The sequence below is a fragment of the Micromonospora endophytica genome (genome assembly GCF_003236305.1).
In the GTDB taxonomy this organism is placed as follows: Bacteria; Actinomycetota; Actinomycetes; order Mycobacteriales; family Micromonosporaceae; genus Micromonospora; species Micromonospora endophytica.
On record NZ_POTX01000041.1, the window covers coordinates 1 to 13098 of the forward strand.

The 13098-nt window shown below is 71.3% G+C and carries 11 protein-coding genes; 3 read left to right on the forward strand and 8 right to left on the reverse strand.

Annotation, left to right across the window (positions count from 1 at the left end):
- The first annotated feature begins 669 nt into the window (after window positions 1-669).
- The 3 genes from C1I93_RS32315 to C1I93_RS09000 are packed head-to-tail and all read left to right on the forward strand — an operon-like array spanning window position 670 to window position 3100.
- The gene (locus tag C1I93_RS32315) at window positions 670-2136 is read left to right on the forward strand and encodes a class E sortase (protein WP_420811730.1); all 1467 of its coding nucleotides are present in this window, start codon (window positions 670-672) and stop codon (window positions 2134-2136) included.
- A 2-nt stretch (window positions 2137-2138) separates the two neighbouring features.
- Entirely contained in the window at window positions 2139-2444 is a 306-nt protein-coding gene (locus C1I93_RS08995; RefSeq protein WP_111242775.1) for a hypothetical protein, read from the forward strand.
- Window positions 2445-2449: 5 nt separating this feature from the next.
- Complete coding sequence (locus C1I93_RS09000) at window positions 2450-3100, forward strand: aminodeoxychorismate/anthranilate synthase component II (protein ID WP_111242776.1); 651 nt, start codon at window positions 2450-2452, stop codon at window positions 3098-3100.
- Between the two features lie 84 nt (window positions 3101-3184).
- Here C1I93_RS09000 and C1I93_RS09005 read toward each other — a convergent pair whose 3' ends face one another.
- The 8 genes from C1I93_RS09005 to C1I93_RS09040 form a co-directional block, all read right to left on the reverse strand.
- The gene (locus C1I93_RS09005) at window positions 3185-3868 is read right to left on the reverse strand and encodes a SanA/YdcF family protein (protein WP_223256313.1); all 684 of its coding nucleotides are present in this window, start codon (window positions 3866-3868) and stop codon (window positions 3185-3187) included.
- Between the two features lie 68 nt (window positions 3869-3936).
- Window positions 3937-5769, reverse strand: a complete 1833-nt coding sequence (gene pknB, locus C1I93_RS09010) for a Stk1 family PASTA domain-containing Ser/Thr kinase (RefSeq protein ID WP_111242778.1) — start codon at window positions 5767-5769, stop codon at window positions 3937-3939.
- The gene (locus C1I93_RS09015; RefSeq protein ID WP_111242779.1) at window positions 5766-7208 is read right to left on the reverse strand and encodes a serine/threonine-protein kinase; all 1443 of its coding nucleotides are present in this window, start codon (window positions 7206-7208) and stop codon (window positions 5766-5768) included. Before C1I93_RS09015 ends, pknB begins: the two co-directional genes overlap by 4 nt.
- A gap of 1 nt (window position 7209) precedes the next feature.
- On the reverse strand, window positions 7210-8715 hold the full coding sequence (locus C1I93_RS09020; RefSeq protein WP_111242780.1) for a peptidoglycan D,D-transpeptidase FtsI family protein: 1506 nt from the start codon (window positions 8713-8715) through the stop codon (window positions 7210-7212).
- Entirely contained in the window at window positions 8712-10202 is a 1491-nt protein-coding gene (locus C1I93_RS09025; RefSeq protein ID WP_111242781.1) for an FtsW/RodA/SpoVE family cell cycle protein, read from the reverse strand. Before C1I93_RS09025 ends, C1I93_RS09020 begins: the two co-directional genes overlap by 4 nt.
- Before the next feature lie 26 nt (window positions 10203-10228).
- The gene (locus C1I93_RS09030) at window positions 10229-11677 is read right to left on the reverse strand and encodes a PP2C family protein-serine/threonine phosphatase (RefSeq protein WP_111242782.1); all 1449 of its coding nucleotides are present in this window, start codon (window positions 11675-11677) and stop codon (window positions 10229-10231) included.
- The gene (locus tag C1I93_RS09035) at window positions 11674-12162 is read right to left on the reverse strand and encodes an FHA domain-containing protein FhaB/FipA (RefSeq protein ID WP_111242783.1); all 489 of its coding nucleotides are present in this window, start codon (window positions 12160-12162) and stop codon (window positions 11674-11676) included. Before C1I93_RS09035 ends, C1I93_RS09030 begins: the two co-directional genes overlap by 4 nt.
- Window positions 12163-12168: 6 nt before the next feature.
- Window positions 12169-12978, reverse strand: coding sequence for an FHA domain-containing protein (locus C1I93_RS09040; RefSeq protein WP_111242784.1), 810 nt, complete (start codon window positions 12976-12978; stop codon window positions 12169-12171).
- Between the last annotated feature and the right edge of the window lie 120 nt (window positions 12979-13098).

The following is a 13098-nucleotide window of genomic DNA, read 5'->3' on the forward strand; positions in this document are numbered from 1 at the left end:
CCCGCCACCTGGGGCAACCAGTCCCAGCGGGAGCAGCAGGCGCCCCCCGGCCACTGGGACACCGCGCCCACCCGGCAGCACGCGATAGCGGACCGCTGGGGCAGGCCACCCGGCCAGGGTTCCGACCCCGACGGCCAGCGCCCGAGCAACGGCGGTGACCAGCGCAACGGACTCACCTCGCCGACCCGTCAGCCCGGCCTACCCGGAGAACCGACGCCCTGGCGGGACGCCTTCCAGCCGCACCAGCCCGCCGCAGGCAGGCCAACCGACACCCGATCCGCCACCCCAGGCACCTCCGCGCCGGCACACGGCACACCGCCGGGGCACGGGAACGGCACGTCCGGGCACGGGAACGGCACGTCGGGGCACGGGAACGGCACGTCGGGGCATGGCACCGGTCACGGGCAGCAGCCGCCGTACGTCGGGCCCGCACGGCAGCCTGGATGGGCGCCCCAGGGCACGCCACCGGCGTCCGGTCAGCCCGGCCACGGGCAACCACAGTCGTACCCGCACGGCTCCCCGCCGGGACCGGGCGCCGCCGACCAGCACCCGCAGGCCCCTCGCCCGCCAGCACCGCAACCATCACCCCAGCAGCCACCGGCCCAGCACCCGCAGGCCCAGCACCCGCAGACTCCACCCGCGCAGGCCCCGCAGCCGCAGGCCCCACCGCTGTGGGCCCAGCGAGCGCAGACACCGGAGCCACCGGCCCAGCGCCCCCAGGCGCAGGAGCCGCCGACTCAACGCCCGCAGGTGCAGGAGCCACTGGCCCAGCGCCCCCAGGCGCAGGAGCCACCGGCTCAACGCCCGCAGGCCCAGGCGGGCCAGGCGCAGGCCCAGCAACCGTGGGCCACCTCAGCGCGGCCGGCGGAGGGTGGTGGTGTCCGCAGCGCCGACCCCGGGCGGCATGCTTCCGGCGGCCCAGCCGACCAGGGCGGGTGGTCGATCGAGGGGCCGACCGCGCTGATCCCGAAGGTCGGGGAGCGCGCCACCGCCGCGTCGGCAGACCCCGGCCGGCCCGGCGAGCCGAACCGTCTCGGCCCCGCCGCACCGACGCCTGCTCACCGGCCGGCCGAGTCGCTTGCCCACCGGCGCGACGAACCGACGGCCACCAACCAGCCTTCGAGTCCGGGTACACCGAGCCAGCAGGCCGGGCCGAACGCGGCGAATCAGCAGGCCGGGCCGGCGACGCCCGAACGGCGGACCGACCCGGCGGACCCGGCTGCCACCGCGCTCATTCCGGCGGTGACCGGGGCGAGGCCGACCAACCAGCAGGCGCTGGACTCGACCGCCCTGATGGGGGCGGTGCCTCGGCCACCCCGGAAGGATGAGCCGGCGGACGGGGCCGACCAGCCGGCCGAGCAGCCCAAGCCGCGGCGGGGCGATCGGGTGGTCCAACTACGTGCGCAGCAGACCGATGAGGGTTACAAGAGCGTCTACTCGGAGCTGACCCGTCCCTCGGTCTGGTCCCGGGTCCGGACGAGCCTGCGTTTCGGCGGCGAGTTGCTGATCACCTTCGGCTTGGTGGTGCTGCTCTTCGCCGGTTACGAGATCTGGGGCAAGTCGGCGATCGTCGACGCCCACCAGGGCGAGTTGAGCGAGCAGCTGGCGCAGGCGTGGGGGCCCGAAGGTGACCCCACGGTGGCCCCGTCGGCGAGCCCGTCCAGCACGCCGAAGCCGCCGGTGCAGGGCAAGCCGATCGCCGGTCTCTACATTCCGAAGTTCGACAAGGAATGGATCGTGGTCGAGGGCGTCACCCAGAAGGACATCCGGTACGCCCCGGGGCATTACCCGGAAAGCGCCCTGCCCGGCCAGGTCGGCAACTTCTCCGTGGCCGGGCACCGGAACCGGGCCACCTTCTGGCGGTTGGACGAGTTGCGCAAGGGCGACCCGATCCTCGTCGAGGGCCGCGACGAGTGGTACGTCTACCAGGTCACCGACAATCTGATCGTCAAACCGTCGCAGGTCGAGGTGGTCGCGCCGGTCCCCGGGCAGCCGGGCCAGAAGCCGACCAAACGGATGCTGACCCTGACCACCTGCAATCCCAAGTTCGACAACTACGAGCGGTTGATCATCCACGCCGAGTTGACACGTACCCAGCCGAAGTCCGAGGGACGTCCGGCGGAGCTGGGGGCCTGACCATGTACGCCTGGATCTGGCGCAAGCTGCCCTTCGGGTTGCCCGGCAAGCTCGCCGGCAGCCTGCTGCTCGCCACCACCGCGGTGGCACTGCTCTGGTACGTGGTGTTCCCATGGGCCGAACCACTGCTGCCCTTCACCGGCAGCGATGTGCAGGTCACCGAGAATACCGGAGTGCCCGGCGACGGGACCCCCGGTGACGGGACGCCCGGCGGCGGCCCGGCCGACGACGCACCATCCGGCGACGAGCACGACCTGCCGTACGACACCGAGCGGAACAACAGCCCGCCGCCGAACGAGGACGAGTGAGACCGATGCGCGTCCTGGTGATCGACAACTACGACTCGTTCGTCTTCAATCTGGTGCAATATCTGGGCCAGCTCGGCGTCGACTGCGAGGTACGCCGCAACGACGAGATCGAGGTGGCCGAGGTGGGGCGGGTCGGCGCGGCCGGCGTACTGCTCTCACCCGGTCCGGGCAGTCCGGACCGCGCCGGCATCTGCCTCGACCTCATCCGGGCGTACGCCGGGCAGCTGCCGATCTTCGGTGTCTGCCTGGGCCATCAGGCGATCGGTGAGGCGTTCGGTGCCACCGTCGCCCGTGCCCCGGAGCTGCTGCACGGCAAGACCTCCCAGGTCCGGCACGACGGCACCGGGGTTCTCGCCGGGCTGCCCGATCCGTTCACCGCGACCCGCTACCACTCCCTCGCGGTGCTGCGGGAGACGCTGCCGGCCGAGCTGGAAGTGACGGGCTGGACCGACGGCGGGATCGTGATGGCGATGCGGCACCGCACCCTGCCGATCGAGGGCGTCCAGTTCCATCCCGAGTCGGTGCTCACCGAGGGCGGGCACCTGATGCTCGCCAACTGGCTCGCCGGCTGCGGTCATCCGGAGGCGCTGGAGCGTGCCCCCGAGTTGGCCGCCGAGGTCGACGCCCGCCGCCGCGCCGCCTTCGCCACCACCTGAGGCCGGTCCCGCGCCGAACGGGGACCGCGCACCTTGGGCCGGACCGATCCTCCCGCACCCCGTCGAGAAGTTGCGGTTGCGCGCTCAGTCGGAGAGCGCGTCCGTGACGCCGGAATGCCTGGGTGAGTCGACCACCGATGGCCGGCGGCTGATCATGTCCCAGGCCGCCTTGCCGCTGGCGAAGTAGTCCCGGATCGCCTTCTCCCGCAGCAGCGCGGAGCCGCAGCCCGAGCAGCGGGCGGGCACCCCGTCGGCGTCGATGCCGAGTGCCCGGCAGAGGGTCACCGCCCGGGACAGGTGGTAGGACTGGGTGACGATCAGGGCGCGTTCGACGCCGTACACCTCGCGCGCCCGCAGGCAACTGTCGTACGTGTCCAGGCCGTGCGGGTCGGCGACGACATGCCGGGGATCGACGCCGAGTGGCCCGGTGAGGTGGGCGGTCATCGCCGCCGTTTCGTCCCCCGACGCCCCACCCCCGTCGCCCGACACGAGGATCACTCGGGCCCGCTGGCGGTGCACCAGTTCGGCGGCGGTCTCCAGCCGGCCCGCGAGGCGGATGCCCGGCTGTTGTCCGTTCTCGGTCACCGCCGTACCGAGGACCAGCACCACGTCCGCGGTCGGTGCCTGGTCCACCGGGTGGAGGTGACCTCGGGCGGCGATCGTCGTCCAGAGCCAGGGCAGGCTGACCAGCAGCAGTACGGCCAGCCCCAGCACCGCCAGCCGGGCCAGCCACCGCTTCGCCCGGCCTGGCCGCCGCCACCGGCTCACCAGCCGCCACCGGCTCACCCGACCCGAGGGGTCGGTCGCTGAAGTGTGTCCTGCGCCGTCCTGGGCGTTCACTCGCCGGACAGGCGGAACGGCGGGAAGGTGGGCAGGACCGGGCCGCCGCCTCCGTTACCGCCGCCGTCGTCGTCATCACCAGGCGGGGTGGTCGTGGGGCTGGGTGTACCACTGGTCGGCGGATCCGGGGTCGGCGGATCCGGATCCTCCGGCTCCTCCACCGACACGAAGATGGTCACCCGGGTGCCCTTGGTGCGCTGGCTGTTGGCGTTCGGGTTCTGGTCGGTGACCCGGCCGGCCTGTGCGGCAGGCACCTCGGGACCGATCTCCACGTTGACTTCGAAGCCGGCGTTGCTCAGCTCCCGCTTCGCGTCGGCCTCGGAGAGACCCACCACGTTCGGCACCCGGACCACGTTGCCCTTGGAGACGGTGAGGGTGACCTCGGTCCCCTCCGCCACCTTCTCGCCCTCGGCCGGGTCGACCGCCAACACCTGCCCCTTCGTGGCCGCGTCGTCCTTCTCCTCGATATCGAATTTGAGGTTGAGTTCCTTGAGCCGCTCCTCGGCGGCGGCCCGGGTGCTGCCGACCAGAGGCGGGATGGTCACCTCGGGCTTGCCGCCGCAGATCGACAAGGTCACCGTGCTGTTCGGGGCGACCCGGTCCCCGGCCGTCGGGGTCTGTTTGGTCACCGTGCCCTTCTTGCAGTCCGACGTGAACTCCGGCGCACCGATCGCCGCGGTGAAGCCGTCCTGCTCGATGCGGGCGACCGCCTCCTGCTGGGTCATCCCGGTGAGCGTCGGCACCGGGACGTCCGGTGCCTCCCGGTTGTTGAGCAACACCGCGGCGATCAGGGCGATCACCGCCAGCACGCCGAGCGCGGCGAAGACAGCGATCAGCCACGACGACGCCCGGCGCTGGCGCGGGTCACCCACCCGGGCCGGGATCTGCCGGGTCTGGGTCGCGCCTGCCGACGGGTAGCCCGGTGCCGCCGCGGCCATCGCCACGGTCTCGTCCTCACGCATCACCGGCGTCGCCATCACCGGCCGGCCGGCGGCCGCGCGGAGCAGGTCCGCCCGCATCTCACCGGCGCTCTGGTAACGGTTGAGCGGGTTCTTCGACAGTGCCTTGAGCACGATCGCGTCGACCGCCGGGTTGACGTCCGGGTTGATGTCACTCGGCGTGGGTGGTGCCTCACGCACGTGCTGGTACGCGACGCTCACCGGCGAGTCGCCGACGAACGGCGGGTGGCCGCAGAGCAGCTCGAACAGCACACAGCCGGCGGCGTACACGTCGGAGCGGGCGTCCACGGCCTCGCCGCGCGCCTGCTCGGGGGAGAGATACTGCGCGGTGCCGATGACCGCGCTGGTCTGCGTCATCGTGGTGGCGCCGCTGGCCAGGGCCCGGGCGATGCCGAAGTCCATCACCTTGACCTGGCCGGTCTGGGTGAGCATCACGTTGCCGGGCTTGATGTCCCGGTGGATGATGCCGTGCCGGTGGCTGAACTCCAGCGCCGCGCACATGTCGGCGCAGATCTCCAGCGCCCGCCGTGGCTGCAACCGGCCCTCGGCGCCGAGCACCTCCTTCAAGGTGCGCCCGTTCACGAACTCCATCACGATGAACGGGAGGGTCTCGCCGGTGGGGCCGGTTTCCTCGCCGGTGTCGTAGACGGCGACGATGGCGGGGTGGTTGAGCGAGGCGGCGTTCTGCGCCTCGCGGCGGAAACGCATCTGGAATGTGGCGTCCCGGGCGAGATCCGCCCGCAGCATCTTGATCGCGACATCCCGGCCGAGCCGCAGGTCGCGACCGCGGTGCACCTCGGCCATGCCGCCGTACCCGAGCAGCTCGCCGACCTGGTACCTGCCACCGAGCAGGCGGGCCTGGGCTGTCATCGCGTCTGTCGTCCTTCGCTCGTGGTCGTCTCGCCGCCGTCCGGCCGAAACTGATCCAGTCGACGGTACGCCGTTCCCGCCGGATCGTCTCGCCCGTGTGATCGCGGCGCCTCGAAGCTCACCGCTGGCACGGCGTCCCCGTCCGACATGCCATTGAGGCTGTTCCGCAGTCTGTAGGAAACCACGCCGGAGCAGACCACGACCAGTACGCCCAGCACGATGGCCAGGAACACCATTCCGGGACGCGACCGACTGGGCACGTTCCGTGACGGGCCAGGTGGCGACGAGTACGCCGGCGGCACGGTGGCCGCGCCGCGCGGATAGCCGGTCGCCGCCGGGGCGATCGTGGTCGGGCGCGGTGGTTGCGCCGCCGGTGGGTACGGCGGTTGCGCCACCGGTGGACGGTTCGGTGTGGCTGCCGCTGCCGGCCGGTGTGGCGTCATCGGCGCGTGCGGCGCGGCCGGGCCCCCGAACTGCGGGTGTGCGGTGCGGGGTGGCACCTGAGCCCGGCCAGGGGCCGGTGATGCCGGCGCGGCCGAGACCGGTGCGACCCGACCGGGAGCCGGCGAGGCCGGGGCCGCCGAAACCGGTGCGGCCTGGCCACCACCGCGCGCCTGCCGGGAGAGCGCCGTCTTCAACTGCCGGGCCGCCCCGGCCAGCACTGCGGCGCTCTGCCAGCGATCCTTCGGGTCCTTGGCCATGGCCCGCTCGACGAGCGCGCAGACCTGGGGCGGGATGTCCGAGGGCAACGCCCGCGGGCTCTCCCGGACGTGCCGCATCGCGATGTCGAGCGGGTTGTCGCCCTCGAACGGCCGCCGCCCGGCGAGGCACTGGTAGGCGACCACACCGAGCGCGTAGACGTCGGAGGCGGGCGTGGCGACCTGGCCGGTGGCCTGTTCCGGCGAGATGTACGAGGCGGTGCCGAGCACCGAGCCGGCCGCGGTGAGCTGCCCGACGAGTTCGGAGCGGGCGATGCCGAAGTCGGTGAGCACGAGCGTGCCGTTGGGGCGGACGAGCAGGTTGCCGGGCTTCACATCCCGGTGCACGATGCCCTTGACGTGGGCGGCGTGCAACGCGTCGGCGGCCTGCGCGACAAGCGCCATCGTCCGGGCCGGGGTGAGCCGGCCGACCCGGCTAAGCGTGGCCGACAGCGGATCGCCCTCGACGTACTCCATGATCAGGAAGGCGATGTGCTGATCGTTACCGAAGTCGTAGACGTCGACCACGCCCGGGTGGTTGATCGTCGCCATGGTGCGGGCCTCGCCCCGGAAACGCTCGGCGAAACCCGGCTCGTCGAGCAGCGCCGGGAGCAGGCTCTTGACCGCCACCGTACGGCCGAGCACCTGGTCGGTGCCGCGCCAGACGTCGCCCATGCCACCGCTGGCGATCCGCTCGTCGAGGCGGTAGCGGTTGCCGAGCTGCACTCCGGGACTGAGCATGTCAGCGCCCTCCGGGCTCGGCGATGGCCGCCCGCATGATCTGGCCGGCGATCCGGGCGGCTTCCGCGCTGCCGCCGTCTCCGCCGTTTTCCAACAGGACACATACGGCCGAGACCGGATTACCGTCCTTGTCCAGCGCGAAACCGATGAACCAGGAGTGTGGCGGAACACCGGGGGCAACGTCGGCGGTGCCGGTCTTGCCACCCACCGTGTAGCCGTTGATCTGTGCGTTGCGTCCGGTGCCGTTCTGCACCACGCTGACCATCATGTCCCGCAGGTCAGCGGCGACCTGGCCGCTGACCGGCCGGCGCAGCTCGCGCGGGTTCGCGGTGTCGTAGACGGTGGTGCGGTCCGGCGCGAGCAACTGCCGCACCAGATAGGGACGCATCTGGCTGCCGTTGTTGGCGACCGCTGCGGCGATCATGGCCCCTTCCAGCGGGGTCATCCGCACATCCCGCTGCCCGATGGAGGACTGGGCCAGCGCCGCCGGGTCGGCCCCGCCGTCCGGGTTCTCCATGCTGCCGGTGCGGCTGGCCTCCACCGCGAGCCCGCCCTCACCGAGCCGGCCGACGGTGAGATCCTCCTGCTCGAACCCGAACGCCCGGGCCTTCTCCTTGATCACGTCCGGGCCGAGCTGCACGCCGAGCTTGGCGAAGCCGGTGTTGCAGGAGTCGGTGACCGCCTTCATCAGGGTCACCTGCGACTGCGGGCAGATCGACGGCACTGCGTTGGTGATCGACTCACCGGAGGTCGGCGGGGTGTAGCTCGGACCGGCCGAGATGTTCGTGTCCTTGCCGATGCCGTTCTCCAGCGCCGCGGCGGCCACCACGATCTTGAAGGTGGAGCCGGGGGGCAGCACCTCGCCCAGCGCCCGGTTGCGCAGTGGGCGATCGCGGTCCTGCTCCAGCTTGCCGTACGCCGCCGCCGCCTCGTTGGTGTTGTGGCTGGACAGTGGCGTCGGGTCGAAGCTCGGGATGGAGACCAGCGCCTGCACCGCCCCGGTACGCGGGTCGATGGCGACAGCCGCGCCCTTGTTCACCCCCCGGTTGTTGTTCCGCAGCTGGTCGTACGCGACGTCCTGGGCCTGCTTGGAGAGGGTGAGCAGCACGTTGCCACCGGCGGTCCGGTCGCCGGTGACCATGTCCCGCAGCCGGTTGACGATGAGCTGATCGCTGGTGCCGGCGAGGAAGTCGTTCTCGGCACGTTCCAGGCCGGTGGCGGCGCCGTTGACCGGCTCGTACCCGAGCACGTGCGCGTACTTCGCCCCACCCGGATAGGTGCGTAGGTACTTCAGCTCCCCGTCGGTCTCCTTGCTCACCGCCAGGGCGGTGCCGCCCGCCTCGATGTTGCCCCGCTTGCGGTCGTACTTGGCGACCTGGACGCGGCCGTTGTAGTCGCTGGTGCGATATTCGTCGGCTTTGTAACCCTGGACCCAGTTCAGATTGGCGAAGAGCAAGCCGAACAGGACCATGACCACGACACCGACCCGGCGCAGGGGTGCGTTCACGGCTTGATCACCTCCGTGGGGGCACCGTGCAGTTGCTCGGGCGGCCCGCCGGCGGGGCGGTTCACCTTGCCGCCGGTACCGGTGACCGGGCGACGCCCGGCGTCGGAGACCCGCAGCAACACCGCGATGAGCAGCCAGTTCGCCATCAGCGACGAGCCACCGGCGGAGAGGAACGGGGTGGTCTGACCGGTGAGCGGGATCAGCTTGCTGATCCCGCCGACGATCACGAAGACCTGGAGCGCGAGGGTGAAGGCCAGGCCGCCGGCGAGCAGCTTGCCGAAGGAGTCGCGCACCGCCAGGGCGGCTCGCAGCCCCCGCTCGACGATCAGCAGGTAGATCACCAGCAGCGCGGAGAGACCGAAGAGGCCGATCTCCTCGCCGATGCCGGCGAAGATGAAGTCGTTCTGCACCTCGGGCAGCAGCAGCGGCTGGCCAGCGCCCGGACCAGCCCCGAACAACCCGCCGCTGCCGAGCGCGAGCAACCCCTGCACCAACTGGTAGCCCTCGTCGTACGGCTTGGCGAACGGGTCGAGCCAGATGTCCGCCCGCAGGTAGAAGTTGGCGAACGGCCCGCCGACCGACCTACCGAGCACGTAGGCGAGGTAGGCACCGCCGAAGAAGAGGACCAGGCCGATGAGCAGCCAGCTGACCCGTTCGGTGGCGATGTAGACGGTGGCCACGAACATGCCGAAGTAGAGCAGCGAGGTGCCCAGGTCCTTCTCGAAGACCAGGACCAGCAGGCTGATCACCCAGACCACCAGCACCGGCCCGAGGTCCCGGCCGCGCGGGAAGTCGATGCCGAGGAACCGGTGGCTGGCCAGCGACAGCACCTCGCGCTTGCGGACCAGGTAGTAGGCGAAGAAGACGAGCAGGGCGAGCTTGGCGAACTCACCGGGCTGGATGGAGAAGCTGCCGATGCGTACCCAGAGCTTGGCACCGTTGATCTCGGAGATGCTGGCCGGCAGCACCGCCGGGAGCATGACCAGGATGATGCCGGCCAGGCCCAGGGTGTACGCGTACCGCGAGATCGACCGGTGGTCCCGCATCAGGGCCAGCAGCCCGCCCGCGAGGATCACCGAGACCAGAGTCCAGGCCAGTTGCCGGCCGCCGGTGCCGGCGAAGGTGGCCAGGTCGGCCCGGTCCTCGGGGGCGGCCTTGGCCAGATCCAGCCGATGCAGGAAGCCGACCCCGAGTCCGTTGAGCAGGGCGACCGCCGGCAGCAGCACCGGGTCGGCGAACGGTGCCAGGAAACGGATCACCAGGTGGATGCCGAGGAACACCCCGGTGATCGCCGCAGCCGGCACCCAGAAGGTGGGCGTGATCGTGTCGAGCACGTTCGCCTCGACCATCGCGCCGTACGCGGCGACCATGGCCATCGCCAGCAACAGCAACGACAGTTCGGCGTTGCGCCGGGATCGGGCCAGGCGTACGCCGGATCGCTCGTCCGCGGTTGCGGGCGAGGTTGCCGGGGTGGCCGCTGCGGTCACGATCGTCCTTGGGGAGAAGCCGGGGCCTACTCGGGCGACCGGCAGGCCGCCGGATCGACCGTGGGCGTGAAGGTGTCGACGGGCGGGGCGTCCGGCGTACTGGCCGGCGGCGCCACCGAGCCGCCGTTGGGCGTTGGTGCGGCACTGTCCACCGCGGTCGGCGAACCCGCCGCAGCGCTCGGTGCCCGCGAGGGCTCCCGTCCCGTCGGGCTGGGACTGGGGCTCGGGCTCGGCGTCGGTGCCGGGGTGGGCGGGCAGATCGGCTTGAGGTTGACGTTCGTCGGAGTGTCCGACGTCAGCTCCGCCAGTCGCCGTTCCGCGTCCGGCTGGCTCTTGGCCGGGATGCCCTGCTTGACCTGCTCCTGCGCGGCGAGAGTGAGGTCGTCCAACTGGGCGCTGCTCTTCGAGTGCACGCTGGAGAGGTCCATGCCGGCGATCTGGCCCTGGATGCCACGGAACACCGCGACCTGGCCGTCGTCGGTCGCGCCGACGTAGTACTGCCGCTGGGTGTAGCTCCACCCCGCGAACACGCCGCCGCCGACGAGCACCATCAGTGCGGTGGTCATGGCGAGCGCGCGCAGCGGACGGCGGCGGGCCTCCGGCTCGTCGTCGTTGCCGACCGGCTCCTCGGGAGCGGGCGGTCGGGGAGCGGAGAGCGCCGAGGCTCGGGCAGCGGGCGTGGAGTCGTCGGCCGAGGTCGCCATGCCGCGGTCGCGCGCGGCAGCGCCGCCGACGATCGGGGCGGCCTCGACGATGTCCCGGTCGGTCGCGTCAGCGATGATCACGGTGATGTTGTCCGGGCCACCGCCACGCAGGGCGAGCTGGACGAGCCGCTCGACGCACTGCTGCGGGTCGGCGTACTCACGCATGGTCTCGCCGATGGTCTCCGCGCTGACCACGCCGGAGAGGCCGTCGGAACAGATCAGATAGCGGTCGCCGGGCAACACCTGACGGACGGAGTATTCCGGGTCGATGTCGCGGCCGTCGAGAGCCCGGGTGAGCAGCGAGCGCTGGGGGTGGCTGCTCGCCTCCTCCGGGCTGATCCGGCCTTCGTCGACGAGCATCTGGACGTAGGTGTCGTCCTTGGTGATCTGCGCGAACTCGCCTTCACGCAGCAGGTAGGCCCGCGAGTCGCCGATGTGGACCATCCCCAGCTTGCTGCCGGAGAAGAGAGCCGCGGTCAGCGTGGTGCCCATCCCCTCCATCTGCGGGTTGGCGTCCACTGTCGCGCGGAGCTGCTGATTGGCGGTGCCCACCGCGGAGCGGAGGGCGTCGAGCAGGGCGTCACCCGGGACGTCCTCGTCCAGCGGTGCCATGGCACCGATAACGATGTTGCTCGCGACGTCACCGGCGGCCATGCCGCCCATGCCGTCGGCGACGGCGAGTAGCCGCGGTCCGGCGTAGACGGAATCCTGGTTACCGTCTCGGATCAGACCGCGGTCGCTGTGGGCCGCATAGCGCAGGGTCAGAGTCATGGCCGTAATTCGAGAGAGGTGCGGCCGATCCGGATCGGCACGCCGAGGGGGACGGGGGTTGGTCCGGTGACCTTAGCGCGATCGAGGTACGTCCCGTTAGTCGAACCCAGGTCCTCGACGAACCATTGTCCGTCGCGCGGGACGAGTCGGGCGTGTCGTGCGGATGCGTAGTCGTCGGTGATGACGAGCGTCGAGTCCTCGGCGCGACCGATGGTGATCTGTGCTTCGCCCAGCGTGATCCGGGTGCCGGCGAGCTGTCCTGCGGTCACCACCAACTGGTGCGCCGCGCGACCTCGCTTCACTTTTGCCGGCTTCGCGGTCGCCTGGCCGGTCGAGGCGCCCACTGCCCGGGGCGCGGCCACCAACCGACCCGAACGGGCCCCCGCGAAGAGGTCCCGGCGGATCACACCGACCACGGTGAACACGAAGATCCACAGCAGGACGAGAAACCCGAACCGGGCGACGGTGATGACGAGTTCCGGCAAGGCGACTCAGCCGTCCACGCGGAAGGTCAGGGTGGTGGTGCCGAGCTGGATCATGTCACCGGGGTTCAGCGCCACGGCGGAGACCCGCTGGCCGTTCACCATGGTGCCGTTGGTCGAGCCCAGATCGGTGAGCACCACCTGGCCGCCGTCGAAGTCCAGCCGGGCGTGCCGGCGGGAGATGCCGACGTCCGGCAGGCGCAGGTTGGCCTGGTCGCCCCGACCGATCACGGTCGAGCCCATCTGGAGGGGATAGGTACGGCCGTCACCGGAGATCAGCCGAACGTTGCGTCCGCCACCGTGACCCGGCGGCGGGCCGTAGCCGCCACCCTGGTCGTACGAGGGGTAACCGGGCGGGCCGGCGTCGTATCCGGGCGGGCCGGCGTCGTAACCGGGTGCCGAGACCGGGGCGACGTCACCACCGGTGTAGACCTCGGCCGTGACCCGGAACATGCCGGTGTCCAGCCCTTCTCCCCGCTCGATCTCGACGATCACGTCGCCGTAGACCGTCCAGGCCTGCTCGCCGATGAACTCCGCCTGCGACTGGGCCAGTTCCTGGGCCAGCGCGGCGGCGTACGGCGCCAACCGACTGTGGTCGTAGGGCGAGAGATCGATCACGTAGCGGTTGGGCACCAACGTGCGCCCCCCGGCCAGGATGGCCTTGTGCGCCTCGGCCTCCCGCTGCATGGCGTTGAGGATCTCCACAGGGTGCACCACCCCTTTGAAGACCTTGGCGAAGGCCCCTTCGACCAGGCCTTCTAGACGCTTCTCGAAGCGTTGCAGCACGCTCACCGGCTCCTCCTCGGGTCCCGAGGACATGATGGTATCCGCCCAGGGCGCACGCAGCTCACACGCCGCTCTGCTGGCAGGCCACAGCCCGTTCGGATGGTTTGGCGATCCTCGTGCTACTCTTTCGTCCGCCACGAACGGTAACCGCTG

Excerpts from the sequence above, each read along its gene's own strand:
- C1I93_RS08995 (WP_111242775.1), top strand. The coding sequence starts at position 2,139 with ATGTACGCCTGGATCTGGCGCAAGCTGCCCTTCGGGTTGCCCGGCAAG.
- C1I93_RS09000 (WP_111242776.1), top strand. The coding sequence starts at position 2,450 with ATGCGCGTCCTGGTGATCGACAACTACGACTCGTTCGTCTTCAATCTG.
- pknB (WP_111242778.1), bottom strand. The coding sequence starts at position 5,769 with ATGACAGCCCAGGCCCGCCTGCTCGGTGGCAGGTACCAGGTCGGCGAG.
- C1I93_RS09015 (WP_111242779.1), bottom strand. The coding sequence starts at position 7,208 with ATGCTCAGTCCCGGAGTGCAGCTCGGCAACCGCTACCGCCTCGACGAG.
- C1I93_RS09030 (WP_111242782.1), bottom strand. The coding sequence starts at position 11,677 with ATGACTCTGACCCTGCGCTATGCGGCCCACAGCGACCGCGGTCTGATC.
- C1I93_RS09040 (WP_111242784.1), bottom strand. The coding sequence starts at position 12,978 with ATGTCCTCGGGACCCGAGGAGGAGCCGGTGAGCGTGCTGCAACGCTTC.